The organism is Paenarthrobacter sp. CC6 (genome assembly GCF_040560085.1).
Classification (GTDB): Bacteria; Actinomycetota; Actinomycetes; order Actinomycetales; family Micrococcaceae; genus Arthrobacter; species Arthrobacter nicotinovorans.
In genome coordinates, this window is record NZ_JARDAN010000015.1 from 31,689 (window position 1) to 48,852 (window position 17,164).

Annotated in this window: 18 protein-coding genes; 15 read left to right on the top strand and 3 right to left on the bottom strand. The window is 63.4% G+C overall.

Features of this window, described 5'->3' with window-relative positions:
* Window positions 1-48: 48 nt before the first annotated feature.
* Window positions 49-807, top strand: coding sequence for a 4-hydroxy-tetrahydrodipicolinate reductase (gene dapB, locus PV760_RS15130; RefSeq protein WP_018779063.1), 759 nt, complete (start codon window positions 49-51; stop codon window positions 805-807).
* Between the two features lie 3 nt (window positions 808-810).
* Window positions 811-1,299, top strand: coding sequence for a hypothetical protein (locus PV760_RS15135; RefSeq protein WP_018779064.1), 489 nt, complete (start codon window positions 811-813; stop codon window positions 1,297-1,299).
* On the opposite strand, the gene PV760_RS15140 is transcribed toward PV760_RS15135, so the two are convergent.
* On the bottom strand, window positions 1,275-2,510 hold the full coding sequence (locus PV760_RS15140; protein WP_026267341.1) for a heparan-alpha-glucosaminide N-acetyltransferase domain-containing protein: 1,236 nt from the start codon (window positions 2,508-2,510) through the stop codon (window positions 1,275-1,277). The two genes, PV760_RS15135 and PV760_RS15140, sit on opposite strands and share 25 nt — an antisense overlap.
* Window positions 2,511-2,617: 107 nt before the next feature.
* Between PV760_RS15140 and PV760_RS15145 the strand changes: the two genes are divergently transcribed.
* The 7 genes from PV760_RS15145 (at window position 2,618) to PV760_RS15175 (ending at window position 10,317) form a co-directional block, all read left to right on the top strand.
* Window positions 2,618-2,953 (top strand): hypothetical protein, encoded by a 336-nt coding sequence (locus tag PV760_RS15145; protein ID WP_026267342.1) that lies wholly within the window; start codon window positions 2,618-2,620, stop codon window positions 2,951-2,953.
* A gap of 79 nt (window positions 2,954-3,032) precedes the next feature.
* Window positions 3,033-3,965, top strand: a complete 933-nt coding sequence (dapA, locus tag PV760_RS15150; protein WP_018779067.1) for a 4-hydroxy-tetrahydrodipicolinate synthase — start codon at window positions 3,033-3,035, stop codon at window positions 3,963-3,965.
* A gap of 6 nt (window positions 3,966-3,971) precedes the next feature.
* Entirely contained in the window at window positions 3,972-5,663 is a 1,692-nt protein-coding gene (locus PV760_RS15155; protein WP_018779068.1) for a ribonuclease J, read from the top strand.
* Between the two features lie 75 nt (window positions 5,664-5,738).
* The gene (locus PV760_RS15160; protein WP_354628165.1) at window positions 5,739-8,603 is read left to right on the top strand and encodes an FtsK/SpoIIIE family DNA translocase; all 2,865 of its coding nucleotides are present in this window, start codon (window positions 5,739-5,741) and stop codon (window positions 8,601-8,603) included.
* Window positions 8,604-8,642: 39 nt separating this feature from the next.
* On the top strand, window positions 8,643-9,245 hold the full coding sequence (pgsA, locus tag PV760_RS15165; RefSeq protein ID WP_354628166.1) for a CDP-diacylglycerol--glycerol-3-phosphate 3-phosphatidyltransferase: 603 nt from the start codon (window positions 8,643-8,645) through the stop codon (window positions 9,243-9,245).
* A complete protein-coding gene (locus PV760_RS15170) occupies window positions 9,242-9,745 on the top strand; it encodes a CinA family protein (protein WP_018779071.1) in 504 nt (167 codons plus the stop codon). Before pgsA ends, PV760_RS15170 begins: the two co-directional genes overlap by 4 nt.
* Window positions 9,746-9,882: 137 nt before the next feature.
* Complete coding sequence (locus PV760_RS15175; protein WP_018779072.1) at window positions 9,883-10,317, top strand: helix-turn-helix domain-containing protein; 435 nt, start codon at window positions 9,883-9,885, stop codon at window positions 10,315-10,317.
* 75 nt (window positions 10,318-10,392) lie between these two features.
* Here the strand turns inward: PV760_RS15175 and PV760_RS15180 are convergent, their stop codons facing one another.
* Complete coding sequence (locus tag PV760_RS15180) at window positions 10,393-10,941, bottom strand: MarR family winged helix-turn-helix transcriptional regulator (protein ID WP_051088528.1); 549 nt, start codon at window positions 10,939-10,941, stop codon at window positions 10,393-10,395.
* A gap of 41 nt (window positions 10,942-10,982) precedes the next feature.
* Between PV760_RS15180 and PV760_RS15185 the strand changes: the two genes are divergently transcribed.
* The 6 genes from PV760_RS15185 (at window position 10,983) to dapF (ending at window position 16,517) form a co-directional block, all read left to right on the top strand.
* A complete protein-coding gene (locus PV760_RS15185; protein WP_026267343.1) occupies window positions 10,983-11,207 on the top strand; it encodes a DUF3046 domain-containing protein in 225 nt (74 codons plus the stop codon).
* Between the two features lie 257 nt (window positions 11,208-11,464).
* A complete protein-coding gene (gene recA / locus PV760_RS15190; RefSeq protein WP_018779075.1) occupies window positions 11,465-12,505 on the top strand; it encodes a recombinase RecA in 1,041 nt (346 codons plus the stop codon).
* Window positions 12,495-13,037 (top strand): regulatory protein RecX, encoded by a 543-nt coding sequence (locus PV760_RS15195; protein ID WP_018779076.1) that lies wholly within the window; start codon window positions 12,495-12,497, stop codon window positions 13,035-13,037. Before recA ends, PV760_RS15195 begins: the two co-directional genes overlap by 11 nt.
* Window positions 13,037-14,566: a tRNA (N6-isopentenyl adenosine(37)-C2)-methylthiotransferase MiaB gene (miaB, locus tag PV760_RS15200; protein ID WP_079582226.1), complete on the top strand. Its 1,530-nt coding sequence runs from the start codon at window positions 13,037-13,039 to the stop codon at window positions 14,564-14,566. Before PV760_RS15195 ends, miaB begins: the two co-directional genes overlap by 1 nt.
* A gap of 16 nt (window positions 14,567-14,582) precedes the next feature.
* Complete coding sequence (gene miaA / locus PV760_RS15205; RefSeq protein ID WP_018779078.1) at window positions 14,583-15,500, top strand: tRNA (adenosine(37)-N6)-dimethylallyltransferase MiaA; 918 nt, start codon at window positions 14,583-14,585, stop codon at window positions 15,498-15,500.
* Between the two features lie 48 nt (window positions 15,501-15,548).
* Window positions 15,549-16,517: a diaminopimelate epimerase gene (dapF, locus tag PV760_RS15210; protein WP_018779079.1), complete on the top strand. Its 969-nt coding sequence runs from the start codon at window positions 15,549-15,551 to the stop codon at window positions 16,515-16,517.
* On the opposite strand, the gene PV760_RS15215 is transcribed toward dapF, so the two are convergent.
* Window positions 16,498-17,112 carry a class I SAM-dependent methyltransferase gene (locus PV760_RS15215; protein WP_018779080.1) on the bottom strand — a complete coding sequence of 205 codons (615 nt, stop codon included), beginning with the start codon at window positions 17,110-17,112 and terminating at the stop codon, window positions 16,498-16,500. The two genes, dapF and PV760_RS15215, sit on opposite strands and share 20 nt — an antisense overlap.
* Window positions 17,113-17,164 lie beyond the last annotated feature (52 nt).

The following is a 17,164-nucleotide window of genomic DNA, read 5'->3' on the forward strand; positions in this document are numbered from 1 at the left end:
GCTGTCACGGTTCCTTCCCGGGTCCTGCCCGGCGGTAGGGTTAAAGGCATGACCGAACAACTTGCTGTTGCTGTGCTGGGCGCCAATGGGCGCATGGGAATCGAAGCCGTCAAGGCCATTGAAGCAGCAGGGGACATGACGCTCGTGGCAGCGCTCGGCCGTGGTGATTCGCTGGAGAAACTGCTCGACGCCGGTGCACAGTACGTTGTTGACCTCACCGTTCCGGATATCACCGAAACCAACGTCCGGTTCGCAGTTGAGCACGGAATCCACGCTGTTGTGGGTACCACCGGTTGGAATGCGGACAGACTGGAATCCCTGCGGGCGCTGCTGGAGCAGAAGCCGGACACAGGTGTCCTGATTGCCCCGAATTTTGCCCTGGGCTCAGTGCTGGCGTCCGCTTTCGCGGCCAAGGCTTCCCAGTACTTTGAATCCGTGGAAGTCATCGAACTGCACCACCCCGACAAGGTGGATGCCCCCTCGGGTACGGCGGTACGCACAGCCCAGCTCATCGCCGAAGCCCGGCAGGAGGCAGGAGTGCCGGCGAGCCCGGACGCCACTGAAACCTCGCTGGACGGTGCCCGGGGCTGCGACGTGGACGGAATCCGTGTGCACAGTGTCCGGCTCCGCGGCCTGGTGGCGCACCAGGAAGTACTCTTCGGCGGACCCGGCGAACAGTTGACGCTGCGCCATGACTCCTTCGACCGGGCGTCCTTCATGCCCGGAGTCTTGCTGGGGCTGCGGAAAGTGGCAGCAAATCCCGGCCTGACGGTCGGCTTGGACGGCTACTTGGACCTGGGGCTCTAGGACGTGGGAAATTTCCTGGCAGCCCTGAAGAAGAACCGAACCAAAATCTGGGTAGGTGCCATCACCTTGCTTTTGGTGTTGTACCTGGTGGTCTCGGTTCAGCGGTCCTTCCTGCTTCTCGGTGATCCCAACCTGGTGGCCAAGGGCATCGGAGCGGCTTACTTGGTGCTTCCGGTCATTGGCGCCTGGGCCATGATCCGCGAGCTGCTTTTTGGCGCCCGGACAGAGCAGATGGCCAAGGTGCTCGAAGCCGAGGGTGGACTGCCGGAGGACACCCTGCCCCGGACCCCGGGCGGACGGATCGTTCGCGCCGCTGCCGACGCCGAATTTGAGAAATACCGTGCCGAGGCCGAGGCTGCGCCGGAGGATTGGCGTTCCTGGTTCAGGCTGAGCTGTGCCTACGACGCTTCCGGTGACCGCAAACGTGCGCGCGCATCCATGCGCGACGCCGTGAAGCTGTTCCGCTCTCAGCCCACCGCGGCCGGACGGTAGCTGCCCAGCCTCGATGCCATGTGGGCAGCCCATTCAAGCGGTCCACGCCGCCGGAGCAAGGCGAAACACACGCCGATGCCGATGGCTCCGAGCGCCTGCGTCCAGTACATGCCTTCGGCGGTCCACCCGGCGGGAAGCGGTTGGTTGGTGAAGCCCGAGACGAGCCATACGTGCGCTGAATACAGGCTCAAGGTCATGGCGCCTGGTCCGCTGAGCACCAGCAGGAAATTGACCTTGATGCGTTCGGCGAGCCTGCCAAGCATCAGGAAAATCCCAACGACGCCGGCGGCAACGCCACTGGTGTGCAACAAGTCCAGCGTGGTACCCGCATGGGGTGAGGCCGTAGCCAACCACCACCACGAGTCCACTTGCTGGAGCCCGGTGAGATTGACCTGGAGCATGCTCTCCAGGGGATAGCCCCTGGTGCCGGGAAGCGCCGACAGGGCTGCCCGGCCGCCCCATACCTCCATGGCCAGCACGCCGCATATCTTCGCCGTGCCGGCCACGACGAGTCCGGATGTCAGCAGCATCAGCTGGACGGCCGCCGTCGTTAGTGCCAGCCGCCCGATGACCAGGCCGACAAGAAGGTAGGAGATCCACTGGAACACCGGGTAGTACCCGGTGAAGAACAGATCGGCGAGCAGACGGCCGGGGGTTTCCAGATCTTCCCAGCCGGGGTTGTGCCCCAGTTGCAGCGGCGGGTTCCCGTCAAGCAGCACGGGGCGGACCAGGAACGCGAGAACGGGTGAAACAAGGATCCACCCAGCCGCCCAGAAGCAAAGGGCTTTGAGCCGCAAGCCGAGGAACGGCAGGATGCACAGGAACAGCATCGCGTAGTGGACCAGGATCACTGCGACGTTGACGTCCAGCCCTCCCAACGCAAGTCCGACGACGGCGATCACCACCGCGCGCATTGCCACGCCGGCCCTCGCGGACCAAAGCTCCTTTCCGCTGCGGGGATCCTGCTTTCCGGTGGACAGTGCAAGGCCGATTCCGGCCAGTACCGCGAACAGCGCAGCGGACCGCCCCGAGAACACCAAGCCCACCATTGTTGGCTCCCATTGGGGTGCCGGGCCGAATGTCGGCATCAGGTGCGTGGCCATCATGCCAAGGAGGGCAGCCCCCCTGGCTGCGTCGATGCCGGTCAACCGGGTGGGAGCCGCGCGTTGACCCCGTGTTTTTCGCGGAGGCGCCGTCTCTTGCGAAGTCATGCAGCGATCGTCTCACAGCCGGGTCCCGCGACCGGCGAGTGACGGCTGCCGGGACGTTCCCGGCCCGCGCCCTTGTGTTCGAATATATGTTCGAATAATATGGCGGCATGAATGAAGTTCCAGAGCGGCCGGACGGCATGGGCGGCCCCATGAAAGCGATGAGTCCGGGAGTTGTCGACTTCCTTTTCCGGCAGCTCGTGGCCGGCGAACCTCCCGAAGACACGCAATGGCGCCGCGAGGGTACGGTGCTCGCGGAGCAGGCTCCGGGTGCTGAACTGGCCCGCCGCTTGTTTGAAACGGATGTGGAATCGCTGACGCCCCTGGAACTGTTCGAGTACGTGCGGGCCTCGCAGCGTTTGGTCGCCTGGGCAGAACAACTCAAAGAGCGCGCCGTAGGGCAGTACTGCTCGGGTCAGCGTGCCCGCACACCCGGGGTCGCATAGCCTTCGCGGCAACGCGCATGAGGACCGTCACGCGATACCCATTCTTGTAACGAGGCCGTGACAGGGTAACGTTTTTCCTATGTCTGACGTTCGCGCGCCCATTCCCGCCCTTGGTACCCTGCTGACCGCCATGGTCACCCCGTTCACCGACGACGGCAAGGTGGACTACGACCAAGCCGCGGCACTGGCAGAAAAGCTTGTCCAGGATGGCTGCGATGGACTGGTGGTTACAGGCACCACCGGAGAGACGTCCACCCTCACGGACGACGAAAACCTGGGCATGTTCCGGGCTGTCAAGGAAGCCGTCGGTGGCAAGGCTGCCATTATCGCCGGCACGGGCACCAACGACACTGCCCACTCGGTGCACCTTTCGCAGCGCGCTGCCGAGTTGGGCGTCGATGGTCTCCTGATCGTGACCCCTTACTACAACAAGCCAAGCCAGGCTGGTGTGCGCGCCCACTTCGAGACCATTGCCTCGGCTACCGACTTGCCGGTGATGCTCTATGACATTCCCGGACGGTCCTCCATCGCCATTGCGCCGGAGACCATGATCGAACTGGCCAAGCACCAGAACATTGTGGCCGTCAAGGATGCGAAGGCTGATTTCGCTGCCGCTACCCGCGTCATGGCTGAGACCGACCTTCTTTTCTACTCCGGCGATGACGGCCTGACCCTCCAGTGGATGGCCCTCGGCGCCGTCGGACTGGTCGGCGTCACCACCCACGTGGCTACGCGCCGCTTCCGCGAGCTGATCGACGCCGTCAACAACAACGACCTCGCTACGGCGCGGTCCATCAACTTTGAACTGGAGCCGGTGGTTCGTGGAACCATGACCCGGGTCCAAGGCGCAGTAGCCGCCAAGCAGATTCTCAAGTGGCAGGGAGTCCTGCCCAACTCGGTTGTCCGTTTGCCCCTCGTGGAGCCGGACGCGGCCGAGATCGAAATCATCCGCGGGGATTTGGCGGAAGCCGGAATGGACTTCACCGTCCAGGATGGTTCCGCCGGAAAGTAGCACAATATGACCCAAACCGCCCTTCCCGGACTGGTTACGCCGCCGAAACTGCCGAAAGGCACGCTGCGGATCGTTCCGCTCGGTGGACTGGGGGAGATCGGCCGCAACATGGCGGTCTTCGAGATCGACGGCAAGCTGCTCATAGTCGACTGCGGGGTACTTTTCCCCGAGGAGACGCAGCCCGGCGTTGATCTGATCCTGCCCGATTTCTCCTACATCGAGAACCGGCTGGAGGACGTGGTCGGGGTTGTCCTCACCCACGGCCACGAGGACCACATTGGCGCGGTTCCCTACCTGCTGCGCCTCAAGGCCGACATTCCGCTGATCGGTTCCCAGCTCACCCTTGCGCTGGTGGAAGCGAAGCTGCAGGAGCACCGGATCAAGCCTTACACGCTCACCGTCACGGAGGGCCAGGTGGAGCAGTTCGGTCCCTTTGAGTGTGAATTCGTTGCCGTCAACCACTCCATTCCGGATGCCTTGGCCGTCTTTATCCGTACCGAAGGGGGCAACGTCCTCCATACCGGTGACTTCAAGATGGACCAGTTGCCGTTGGATGGCCGCATCACGGACCTCCGGCACTTTGCCCGCCTCGGTGAGGAAGGAGTCGACCTCTTCATGGCCGACTCCACCAACGCCGACGTGCCTGGCTTCACCACGGCAGAGAAGGAAATCGGACCTACACTGGACCGACTCTTCGGGCAGGCGAAGAAGCGCATCATTGTGGCTTCCTTCTCCTCCCATGTGCACCGTGTCCAGCAGGTACTCGACGCAGCAGCAAAGCACGGACGCAAGGTCGCCTTCGTGGGCCGCTCCATGGTGCGGAACATGGCCATCGCCGCCAAGCTTGGTTACCTGGAGGTTCCTGACGGCATCCTGGTGGACATCAAGAACATCGACAACATGCCGGACGATCGCGTGGTCCTCATGTCCACGGGGTCCCAGGGTGAGCCGATGGCAGCCCTGTCGCGCATGGCCAACGGCGACCACCGGGTGATTGTCGGCAAGGGCGATACCGTCATCCTGGCGTCCAGCCTCATCCCCGGCAACGAGAACGCCGTATTCCGCATCATCAACGGTCTCCTCAAGCTCGGAGCCGACGTCATCCACAAGGGCACGGCCAAGGTCCACGTCTCCGGTCACGCGGCGGCGGGGGAGTTGCTCTATTGCTACAACATCCTTGAGCCGCTCAACGCCATGCCGGTGCACGGTGAAACGCGCCACCTGATCGCCAACGGGAACATTGCCCTGGAATCAGGCGTGCCGTCGGACGGCATCATCCTCAGCGATAACGGCACCGTGATCGACCTCAAGGACCACGTGGCGAACATTGTGGGCCAAGTGGAGGTGGGCTTCGTCTACGTGGATGGTTCGAGCGTTGGCGAAATCACTGACGCAGACCTGAAGGACCGCCGCGTCCTCGGCGACGAAGGCTTCATTTCCGTCATCACGGTCATCAGCCGCACCACTGGCAAAATCGTGTCCGGACCGGAGATCCACGCCCGTGGCGTCGCTGAAGACGACTCGGTCTTCGACGAGATCATCCCGAAGATCAACGCCGCACTCGAAGAGGCTGTGCTGAATCACACAGACCACACGAACCACCAGTTGCAGCAAGTGGTTCGCAGGATCATCGGCACGTGGGTCAACCGCAAGCTTCGCCGCCGTCCTATGATCATCCCGGTGGTCCTGGAGGCCTAGTCCGCCAGCAACATGAATACCCAAGGGGGTCTGAAATCCGCGGATTTCAGACCCCCTTGCGGTACCGTGGCACGTATGGCGACCCGTACTACCTCCGCGCCACGAGGCAGCTCCAGCAATAAATCCGGCGGCACAGGCCGGGGCGGAGCCGCATCGAAAACCAGCTCCGCCAGCAAAAGCGGGCGGGGAAGCACTGCCCGCACCAAGCAAGCAGCCGCCGTCGAGCCCCAGGCTCCGCTTCCGCTTCGCATGCTGTCCGGTGCCTGGCAGGGCATCGGGCACGTGGTGGGTGCCGGCGTGCGCCGGATCGGCCACGATGTCAGCGACCTCGACCCCGCGGACCGCCGGGACGGGGCAGCGCTGTTCAACCTGGTGCTGGGCATCGCGATCGCTACTTTTGCCTGGTGGGGCCTCACCGGTTGGCTCCCGGACATCGTGTACAGCGTGGTCAACGGGACCTTCGGCTGGATGTCCCTGATCCTGCCTTTCATGCTCTTCGTCTGCGCCTTCCGCTTGTTCCGCAAGCCCCAGGATGGCCGCGGAAACAACCGCGTGGGCATCGGATTCATGATCATGACGCTGGCCGGCTCCGGACTTGCCCAGGTCATTGGGGGCCAGCCCACCGTCGCCGATGGCTTCGACGGCCTGCGCCGTGCGGGCGGCATGCTGGGCTTCCTCGCCGCGGCTCCACTTGCCGCCATCCATGTCGCTGTTCCGATCATCATCTACAGTCTCCTGGCCTTTGTTTCCTTGCTGATCGTTACGGCAACCCCCTTCGGTGCCATTCCCGCCCGGATCCGGGGTGCGTACGAACACCTCATGGGCGTGGACCTCATGGACGAGTCCGGCAAGGACGACCACGACCGAAGCTACCTCTACGGCAACGGCTCCTCGTCCGCGCCGCCGAAGAAGAAGAAGCGCATGCGCCTCTTCGGCAAGGATGAAGAACCCGACGCCGGCCTGGAAGGTTACGTCGGTGACGAAGCCTTCGAACACGCAATAGTCGACGACGACGAAACCCCCGCCGCATCCGCACCACGTGTACCGCCGGGTGTCCGGCGCCCCACGCAAGCGGAAATTGCCGTGGAGAAGATCAAGGCCGCCCAAGGCCTCGCGGGCGCAAACCCCGGGATCGACAACCCCACGGAAGCCATTCCCGTCCTGACCCCGGAAATGACGGCTCCCGTGGCGGCCCAGGTGCCGGCTCGGCCCGCAACACCTCCGCCTCCGCCCACGCCGATTCCGCAGCGTACGGAGCAGTTGTCACTGGCCGGTGATGTCACCTATACACTGCCTGCCTCCGACTACCTGACGCCGGGCTCCATTCCGAAGGAGCGTACGGAAGCCAACGACGCCGTCGTCGCCGCGCTGACGGACACTCTCACGCAGTTCAACGTCGACGCCGCGGTGACCGGCTTCAGCCGTGGTCCCACCGTGACCCGCTACGAGATTGAGCTCTCTCCCGGCACCAAGGTGGAACGCGTCACGGCGCTGTCCAAGAACATCTCCTATGCTGTGGCTTCCAGTGATGTCCGCATCCTGAGCCCCATCCCGGGCAAGTCCGCGATCGGTATCGAGATCCCGAACACCGACCGCGAGACGGTGTCCTTGGGTGATGTCCTCCGGAGCCAGAATGCCCGCCGTACCGACCACCCGATGGTCATGGGCGTGGGCAAGGACGTTGAGGGCGGCTACGTCGTGGCCAACCTTGCCAAGATGCCCCATCTCCTGGTCGCCGGTGCTACCGGTGCAGGTAAGTCGAGCTTCGTGAACTCCATGATCACCTCCATCCTCATGCGCGCAACGCCGGATGAAGTCCGCATGGTCATGGTGGACCCCAAGCGTGTGGAACTCACCGCCTACGAGGGCGTCCCGCACCTCATCACGCCTATCATCACCAACCCGAAGAAGGCCGCAGAGGCCCTCCAATGGGTGGTCCGGGAAATGGACGCCCGTTACGACGACCTCGCCAACTACGGCTACAAGCACATTGATGACTTCAACAAGGCCGTCCGTGCGGGGAAGGTCACGCCGCCGGTCGATTCCAAGCGCGTCATCAAGCCCTACCCCTACCTGCTGGTCATCGTGGACGAACTCGCGGACCTCATGATGGTGGCACCACGCGACGTCGAAGACTCGATTGTCCGTATCACCCAGCTGGCCCGTGCCGCCGGTATCCACCTGGTGCTGGCCACCCAGCGTCCATCCGTGGACGTCGTCACGGGCCTCATCAAGGCCAACGTGCCGTCCCGCATGGCGTTCGCCACCTCCTCCGTGACGGATTCCCGCGTGGTCCTGGACCAGCCAGGCGCCGAGAAGCTCATCGGCCAGGGTGACGCTCTGTTCCTGCCCATGGGTGCTTCGAAGGCCATGCGTGTCCAGGGTGCCTGGGTGACCGAGTCCGAGATCCACAAGGTCGTTGAGCACGTCAAGGGTCAGTTGCAGGCCGTCTACCGTGACGACGTCGCAGCCGAGGCTCCCAAGAAGCAGATCGACGACGACATCGGAGACGACCTCGAGGTCCTGCTCCAGGCTACGGAGCTGGTGGTCACCACGCAGTTCGGTTCGACGTCCATGCTGCAGCGCAAGCTGCGCGTCGGCTTCGCCAAGGCCGGACGACTGATGGACCTCTTGGAATCCCGCGGCGTCGTGGGCCCGTCCGAAGGTTCCAAGGCCCGCGATGTCCTGGTCAAGCCCGATGACCTCGCCGCTGTACTTGCTGCGATGAAGGGCCAGGAGTCACCGTCCACCCCTGATGCCCACACGGCCGCCCTGAGTGACAACGCGAACTCGAACATCGCCGTCGGCGGTTATGCAGAGGACCTGGTGCAGGCGGACCTGGACAACCGGACCCAGGCTGTTGAGTACTATGACGGCGCGGACGGCCCGGATGACGACGACGAGGGCGGCGAAGACGCCTGGTCGCTCACAGGACGTTAGCCCCCAAAGCGGCCGCCGCAAAGACGGTAGCCTAGAGGGGTGACTACAGCCGAGGGTGATAACGCGACCTCCAGCAGTTCCGATATCTGGAACCTGCCCAACATCCTCACGATGCTGCGCATCGTCCTGGTGCCGTTCTTCGTCTGGTTCCTGCTGGCCGATAACGGCGGGTACGGGATCTGGCGCTGGGCGGCGGTGGTTGCCTTCGCTGTAGCGATCTACACCGACAAGCTCGACGGCGACATCGCCCGGGCGCGCGGCCTTATTACCAACTTCGGCAAAATCGCGGACCCCATTGCCGACAAGCTGCTCATCGGCTCAGCGTTGGTGCTCCTGTCCATCCTGGGGGAGTTGCCCTCGTGGGTCACCATCCTCATCCTGGTCCGTGAATGGGGCATCACGGCACTGCGCTTCGTTGTGATCCGGTACGGGGTCATGCCCGCTTCCCGTGGCGGCAAGCTCAAGACCGTCGTTCAAACAGTGGCGATCTTCCTGTACATCCTTCCCCTCCAGGCGATCGCCCCATGGCTGGGCGCCGTCGCTTTCCTGGTCATGATGGTTGCCCTCGCCATTACGTTGTGGACCGGCGTCGAATATGTCATCCAGGCCATGCGGCTGCGCGCAGCGGGACGTCGCGCGTGAAGTCCGTGAGCGGTGCGGCAGAAACCGCGGAGACGGTGGTGGGCGCCGCCGTCCGCAGTGGCCTCACGGTGGCTACGGCTGAGTCCTTGACTGCAGGTCTCGTGGCCGCAACGCTCGCCAACACTCCGGGCGCTTCGGCCATGCTGCAAGGCGGTGTGGTCGCTTACCAGAACTCGGTCAAGGCCGGCATCCTGGGCGTGCCGGAGGAGCTTCTTGCGTCGGTCGGCTCCGTTGACGGCGGTGTCGCCGAGGCAATGGCCGACGGCGCACGCCGGGCTTGCGCTGCCGACGTCGGGATTTCGACGACCGGCGTCGCCGGACCGGAGCCGCACGACGGCAAAGATGTCGGCACCGTGTTCATTGGCGTGGCGTCTGCGCTGGGGGTGGCGTCGTTCGAGTACAGCTTCGACGGCGACCGTCAGTCCATCCGCGAACAGGCCTGCGACGCCGCCCTGGCGCGCCTGCTTGCCGCGCTGGGTGACCTTGGTTACCGTTCGTAAAGTAGTCGGGAACAAAAACTCATTGCCAATAGTTGTGTCATTGTGTCGCTTCGGAAGAGCCGGGGCGCCTAGGATGTAAAAACATACCCGGTCCGCCAGCCAGCGAACCGGATCAACGAGGGAGCATGGCGATACAGATGGTAAAGCAGCCCGTATCCGTAAACGGCGTTGTCCGCTGGAAGGATGTGGGCTTGGCTGATCAGGCACAGAGCGAACAGAAGGAGCGCAAAATGGTTGTACTACGCCACGAGATCGGTGATGTACTGCGCGATGTCCGCCAGCGTCAGGGCCGTACCCTTCGCGAGGTTTCGCACAGCGCCCGCGTCTCACTTGGCTACTTGAGCGAAGTGGAACGGGGCCAGAAGGAGGCTTCTTCCGAGCTCCTGTCCTCTATCTGCACAGCCTTGGACGTTCCTTTGTCCCACATGCTTCGCGAAGTCAGCGACCGCGTGGCCGTCGCAGAAGGTGTTGCTGTCCCGGACACCGTCCCGCAGGAATTCTCACAGCGTTATGGCCGCGATCTGGGCCTCTCGGACGACTTCCCCCAGGGAATGCTCTCCGGAGCCCGCTAAACGGTTCCATAAGTAACGAAGAAGGTCCCCAGCCTGAGGCTGGGGACCTTCTTTCTTTAGCGCTGCGGCGTCGCGTCACGCGCCCGGGGGGTTGTCCGCGGAATCGGCTCCTGCTTCCTTGGTTCCCAGATCCCTGAGCGCGCCGTCACCGTAGATGGCATTCAGGCGACCCATGTAGTCGGCCAGGGTCTGGACATCTTCCAAGGGCCACTCACCGAGGCGTTCCCTGAAGACCTGGCGCCGGGCATCCTGGACGAGGTGCATCTTCTCTTCGCCCTTTTCGGTCAGGCGGATGGATTGTGCCCGCCCGTCCTGCGGATCCGCTTCCTTGTAGACGAGGCCGATGCTCTCAAGGAAGGCGATCTGGCGGCTTACCGATGGCTTGCCGACGCCGATGCAAGTGGCCAACTCGGTGAGGCGGATGGGGCCTTCCCTGCGGATGACGGTGAGCAAACCGTAGGCGGCCGGTTCCATGTCCGGATGGACCTGGCGGGACAGTTGGTGGGAGATCGAACGGGCGCGGCGCCAGAGCAGGCTCAGCTGGTGTTCCACCTGCTGGAGGGCGTCGTCGACGTCGTCGCCTGGCACGGCCGGACCTGGCGCGCTCTGGAGAGGATTGCTCATGGCAACCATTCTAGAGTCCACTGCCATGAGAGACTCTATCCGTGAGGGCAAGTGACTTTTGGCGATTGATGGACGATGAATTCGGGGCCGGCTATTCCCGTGTCCTGGCCAACTCGCTGGTACTCGCCGGTGTGGGCGGGCGGACGGCCGTGGAGGCCCTGGCGGCCGGATACCATCCCCGTGAGGTCTGGCTGGCCGTGTGCGAGGTCCAGGACGTACCCCCCGAGCGCAGGCTCGGCAGGGACATCAAGCCCGCCTCGAACTGACTCTGCCGCTGGCAGGAACGCCTCGGCGCCGGGAGACACGCCGCACCATTGTTCGAATATCTGTTCGGATGGGGATATGCTCCTGTGAGAGGAAAATTGATCCCGTAGGACGCATTCAAACAGCATTCGGCAAGCAGGTTATCCACATAGCCGGAGTCGGCACCTAAAAATGTCAGGCCGCCGTAATAGCGTCTGGGATGACAGGAAAGCGGCCTATCGGGCCACTCCACAGCGAGAAAGCATCAGAGGTGTGAACCATGGCGGCAACCCCGGATCGTGAAAAGGCGCTCGAAGCAGCGCTTGCCCAGATCGACAAGCAGTTCGGCAAAGGCTCCATCATGCGTTTGGGTGATGACACCCGTGCGCCCATCGAAGTCATTCCCACCGGTTCCATTGCGCTGGACGTGGCCCTCGGCATCGGCGGCCTGCCCCGCGGCCGCGTCGTGGAAATCTACGGTCCTGAATCGTCGGGTAAGACCACCGTGGCGCTGCACGCCGTAGCCAACGCACAGCGCGCCGGCGGTATCGCCGCGTTCATTGACGCCGAGCACGCGCTGGACCCGGACTACGCCGCGAAGCTGGGTGTGGACACCGACGCCCTCCTCGTTTCCCAGCCGGATACGGGTGAGCAGGCCCTGGAAATCATGGACATGCTGGTGGGCTCCGGTTCGCTGGACATCATCGTCATCGACTCCGTCGCCGCGTTGGTACCCCGTGCCGAAATCGAAGGCGAAATGGGTGACTCCCACGTTGGCCTCCAGGCGCGCCTTATGAGCCAGGCGCTGCGTAAGATCACTGGTCGTTTGAGCCAGACCAAGACCACTGCCATCTTCATCAACCAGCTGCGTGAGAAGATCGGCGTCTTCTTTGGCTCGCCGGAAACCACCACCGGTGGCAAGGCGCTTAAGTTCTACGCTTCGGTCCGCATCGACGTTCGTCGCATCCAGACGCTGAAGGAGGGCGCGGATTCCGTAGGTAACCGCACCAAGGCCAAGATCGTCAAGAACAAGATGGCTCCGCCGTTCAAGATCGCCGAGTTCGACATCATCTATGGTCAGGGCATCTCCCGCGAGGGTGGCATCATCGACATGGGCGTTGAGCACGGCATCATCAAGAAGTCCGGTTCGTGGTTTACCTACGACGGCGACCAGCTCGGCCAGGGCATGGAAAACTCGCGGCGGTTCCTGCGGGACAACCCCGAGTTGGCGCAGGAACTGGAGCGCCTGATCAAGGAAAAGCTTGGCGTTGGCGTCAAGCCGGAGGAAGACTCCCCAAAGCTGAAGGCCGTTGACGGCTAGCACCGGGCCGGACCCGGAGTCTGCCCTGGCTGCAGACTCCGAGCCCGACCCTGAGTCCGTGGCGCGTGCCATCGTCCTGCGACAGTTGACGATGGCGCCACGGAGCCGCCTGCAGTTGTCCCGCAAACTGGCGGAACGCAATGTTCCCAAGGACGTTGCCGAGGCGGTACTGGACCGCTTCGAGGAAGTTCAGCTGATTGATGACGCTGAATTCGCCCGGATGTGGGTGCGGAGCCGTTCACAAAGCAAGAAACTGGCCAAAGGTGCACTTCGTCGCGAACTGGCTGATAAGGGCATCGTCCTCGAGGCCGCCGAGGAAGCACTGTCGCAACTCAGTGACCAGGATGAAGAGTCAGCCGCGAGGGATCTGGTGCAGCGTAAGCTTCGGCCGGGCATGAACCTCTCGGACCGTGCCGAGCGGGACAAGTACACGCGTAGGTTGGCCTCCATGCTGGCGCGCAAGGGCTACGCTCCATCGTTGGCCTTCAGGATCGTCGGTGAGGTGCTGGCAGAAGCCGGTACCCTTGAGTAGTGAGTTTGACCATTCCCTCCCCAACACCTGCCACCGCTGCTTCGACTGAGCCCCGGACGTATCAGGTCCGTACTTTCGGTTGCCAGATGAACGTCCATGATTCCGAGCGCATGGCGGGCCTGCTAGAGGACGCCGGCTACGTTCCTGCAGAGGGCGACGTTGCCGATGTCGTTGTCTTCAACACGTGCGCTGTGCGGGAGAATGCGGATAACAAGCTCTACGGAAACCTTGGGCAATTGCGGCAGGTCAAGGAATCCCATCCCGGCATGCAGATTGCCGTTGGCGGGTGCCTGGCGCAGAAGGACCGCGAGACCATTGTCCGGAAAGCGCCGTGGGTGGATGCTGTCTTCGGCACCCACAATGTGGGCGCCCTGCCGGCCCTCCTCAAGCGGGCCCGGCACAACAACGAGGCCCAACTCGAAATCCTGGAATCCCTGGACGTCTTCCCGTCCACGCTTCCTACCAAGCGTGAGTCTGTGTACTCGGGGTGGGTTTCCATTTCAGTCGGTTGCAACAACACCTGCACGTTTTGCATCGTTCCCTCGCTGCGCGGCAAGGAAAAGGACCGCCGTCCAGGCGAGATCCTCGCGGAAATCCAGGCCCTCGTCGATGACGGCGTTGTCGAAGTGACGTTGCTGGGCCAGAACGTGAACTCGTACGGGGTGGAATTCGGCGATCGCCTGGCTTTCTCCAAGCTCCTCCGTGCCTGCGGTGACATCGAGGGTCTCGAACGCGTGCGGTTTACCAGCCCCCACCCCGCGGCTTTCACCGATGACGTCATCGATGCCATGGCTGAAACCCCCAATGTGATGCCGCAGCTTCATATGCCACTGCAGTCGGGATCGGACAAAGTCCTCAAGGACATGCGTCGTTCCTACCGCTCCAGCCGCTTCCTGGGCATCCTGGACAAAGTGCGTGAGCGGATTCCGCACGCTGCCATCACCACTGACATCATTGTTGGATTCCCGGGTGAAACCGAAGAGGATTTCCAAGCGACCTTGGACGTCGTGGAGAAGTCGCGGTTCTCCTCGGCCTTCACGTTCCAGTACTCCAAGCGTCCGGGAACACCGGCAGCGGACTTGCCTGATCAGCTGCCTAAAGCGGTGGTCCAGGAGCGCTTCGAACGGCTCACTGCCCTGCAGGACCGTATCGCCGCCGAGGAAAACGCCGCGCAGCTTGGCCGGCAGGTAGAGGTCCTGGTGACAGCCCAGGCAGGCAGGAAGGCCGAGGAGACCCATCGGCTTTCCGGGCGGTCCAAGGACCAGCGGCTTGTGCACTTTTCCGTCCCTGACGGTGCCGAAACCCCCCGTCCCGGGGACTTCGTGACGGTGACCATTACGGAAGCAGCCGCTTTCCACTTGGTAGCCGACCCCGCGACAACCAGTGACTACGTCCTGCGGCGTTCCAGGGCCGGAGATGCCTGGGACCGTTCGCAGGCCGACTCCTGCGGTGTTCCCGCACCAGGCACATCCGGCGGCAAGACCGGGGTGTCCTTGGGCATGCCCGCATTGCCGATCCGCCGCGCGTAGCCGCGTCGTCCATTCCATGTCGGATTCCCAGCAGGCCCGGCCTGTCATCGCCGTGGTCGGGCCCACAGGTTCGGGCAAGTCGGATCTGGGCGTCAACATCGCCCTGGCGCTCGGTGGAGAAGTCATCAATGCTGACGCGCTGCAGTTCTACCGGGGCATGGACATCGGCACAGCCAAGATCAGCATGGAAGAGCGGAAAGGCGTTCCGCATCATCTCCTGGACATCATGGATGTCACGCAAGAGGCAAGCGTGGCGGACTTCCAAAGCGAATGCCGCGCAGTCATCGCGGACATCCACTCCAGGGGGAAGCACGCCATTCTGGTGGGCGGATCCGGACTGTACGTGCGCGCGGCCCTGGACATCCTGGAGTTTCCGGGAACGGATCCCGCTCTGCGCCGAAGCCTCGAGGACGAATACGAAGCCAAAGGACTGGCTCCGCTCAGGGCCCGCCTGGAGGAAGTGGACCCGGTCTCGGCAGCCCGTCTTGGCGACGCCCGAAGGGTAATTCGTGCTTTGGAGGTCCACGGACTGACAGGTCGAGCCTTCAGTTCATTCATGCCCCAGAGGGAGTACTATCAACCCGCTGTTCAGATCGGCCTTTCCGTTGACCGCGAAGAACTCAGGGAGCGGCTTGCCCGCCGAGTGCACCGCATGGTCGAGACCGGCCTGGAGAACGAGGTCGCGCGACTCGACACCTTGGGATTGCGCCAGGGCAAAACAGCATCAAGGGCTCTGGGGTACGCCCAGTTCCTCAAAGTCCTGGACGGTGACATGGACGTGCCGGCCGCGGCCGAGGAGACCATCGTCGCCACAAGGCAGTTCGCGCGCCGCCAGCTCACCTGGTTCCGGGCAGACCCACGGATCTCATGGTTGGACTGGAAGGACCCCGGGCTGACATCCCGGGCCGTGTCGGCAATCCTCGCCCAGGGGTAACCTTGGGTGATTTCTGGCCGAACACACGTGGAAGGTAGCCTTGGTTCCATGGATGAAACCGCCTCAGTTCCCACCCGCCAGCCCTCGGCTGCCGGGGCTGCCGAACCCACATCGAGCCTTGCCGGATTGGCGTTCTCAAAAGGGCACGGGACAGGCAACGATTTCGTCCTGATCGCCGATCCCGGCGACGCCCACGAGATCACTCCCGAACAGGTGGCACACTTGTGCGATCGCCACACGGGCATCGGTGGCGACGGACTTATCCGTGCAGTTCCCTCGCGGTTCCTCCCGGAAGGGCGGGCACTCCTGGAAGTGGACCCTGCTGCGGAGTGGTTCATGGACTACCGCAACGGCGACGGTTCGCTGTCCGAAATGTGCGGCAACGGCGTGCGCGTCTTCGTTCACTTCCTCAATGAGCAGGGATTGGTGGACCTTGGTCCCGGCGAAACCCTCACCATCGGCACGCGTGGCGGAGTCAAGAAAGTAGTCCGTACCGTGAACGGCTACGCGGTGGACATGGGCCCTTGGGAGTTCATTTTCCCGGACGAGGCAACCAGCAAGGCCATGGATGCCTTGGTCAGCGCGGACGGCCTGGAAGTGGCACGCCCCGGCCTTTCGGTCAGTATGGGCAACCCGCACACAGTCGTTGCCTTGGCCGAACTCAGCGAGCTTTCAGCAACCCAGCTGTTCAAGGCTCCGGTTGTTGATCCCAAGCCGGTCAACGGCACCAACGTTGAATTCGTTGTTCCGGCCGAACCGTTGGTCGAAGACGGCGTGGGAACCATCACCATGCGCGTGCACGAGCGGGGAGTGGGGGAGACCCAGTCCTGCGGTACGGGAGCCTGCGCAGCAGCGGTTGCAATCCGTCACTGGGCCGGCAGCACGGCGCCCAACGACTGGCACGTCAAGGTTCCCGGCGGCGTCGTCGGTGTGAAGTTCTTCCCCGGCGCCGGTGGCCGTGAGCACGTTGAACTGAGCGGCCCCGCCGTCATAGTGGCTAGCGGGACGCTTTCCTGACCCGAATGATCCTGAAGGACTTCGACGTGCTTTCGCGGGAAACGCTGAAAGACGCGTCCAGTTCAGAAGCCAGCCACCGCTGCAAGGAATCTGAACCCAGGTTCTTCTGAACCACCAGCCATGCGTTTCCTCCCGGCGCCAGCCGCGGCAACCAGGTCAGCAACAACGAGTGGAGTTCATCCTTGCCGATCCGGATGGGCGGATTGGACCAGATGGTGTCGAACTCGACGGCGGGGTCCACCTCATGCGGGAGGCTGGCGGTCACGTTGTCCAGGCCCAGGGCCGCTGCGTTCTCGTTGGTCAGGGTCACGCAGCGTTCGTTGACGTCGACGGCGTACACGCGGGCGTGCGGGGCCATCAAAGCAAGGGTGAGGGCTATCGGACCCCAGCCGCAGCCGATGTCCAGCAGATTGCCTTGGGGAGCGGGCGGTGGAACCTCTGACAGGAGTATTGCCGTTCCCTTGTCCACGCCGTCGGGGCTGAAGATGCCGGATGACGTCTGCAGGTGGCGCGTAGCTCCAGCGAGTTCAACTGTGAGTGGCTTACGGGTGAACGGCCCAGCCGGCTGGGCGGTGAAATAGTGTGCAGACTCCATAATTTGCCAGATTAGTTGGCTATTGGCGCCTTGGGAAACCGCCATGGTCCCA

Excerpts from the sequence above, each read along its gene's own strand:
- dapB (WP_018779063.1), top strand. The coding sequence starts at position 49 with ATGACCGAACAACTTGCTGTTGCTGTGCTGGGCGCCAATGGGCGCATG.
- PV760_RS15140 (WP_026267341.1), bottom strand. The coding sequence starts at position 2,510 with ATGACTTCGCAAGAGACGGCGCCTCCGCGAAAAACACGGGGTCAACGC.
- PV760_RS15145 (WP_026267342.1), top strand. The coding sequence starts at position 2,618 with ATGAATGAAGTTCCAGAGCGGCCGGACGGCATGGGCGGCCCCATGAAA.
- dapA (WP_018779067.1), top strand. The coding sequence starts at position 3,033 with ATGTCTGACGTTCGCGCGCCCATTCCCGCCCTTGGTACCCTGCTGACC.
- PV760_RS15155 (WP_018779068.1), top strand. The coding sequence starts at position 3,972 with ATGACCCAAACCGCCCTTCCCGGACTGGTTACGCCGCCGAAACTGCCG.
- PV760_RS15160 (WP_354628165.1), top strand. The coding sequence starts at position 5,739 with ATGGCGACCCGTACTACCTCCGCGCCACGAGGCAGCTCCAGCAATAAA.
- PV760_RS15175 (WP_018779072.1), top strand. The coding sequence starts at position 9,883 with ATGGTAAAGCAGCCCGTATCCGTAAACGGCGTTGTCCGCTGGAAGGAT.
- PV760_RS15180 (WP_051088528.1), bottom strand. The coding sequence starts at position 10,941 with ATGAGCAATCCTCTCCAGAGCGCGCCAGGTCCGGCCGTGCCAGGCGAC.
- recA (WP_018779075.1), top strand. The coding sequence starts at position 11,465 with ATGGCGGCAACCCCGGATCGTGAAAAGGCGCTCGAAGCAGCGCTTGCC.
- miaA (WP_018779078.1), top strand. The coding sequence starts at position 14,583 with ATGTCGGATTCCCAGCAGGCCCGGCCTGTCATCGCCGTGGTCGGGCCC.
- dapF (WP_018779079.1), top strand. The coding sequence starts at position 15,549 with ATGGATGAAACCGCCTCAGTTCCCACCCGCCAGCCCTCGGCTGCCGGG.
- PV760_RS15215 (WP_018779080.1), bottom strand. The coding sequence starts at position 17,112 with ATGGAGTCTGCACACTATTTCACCGCCCAGCCGGCTGGGCCGTTCACC.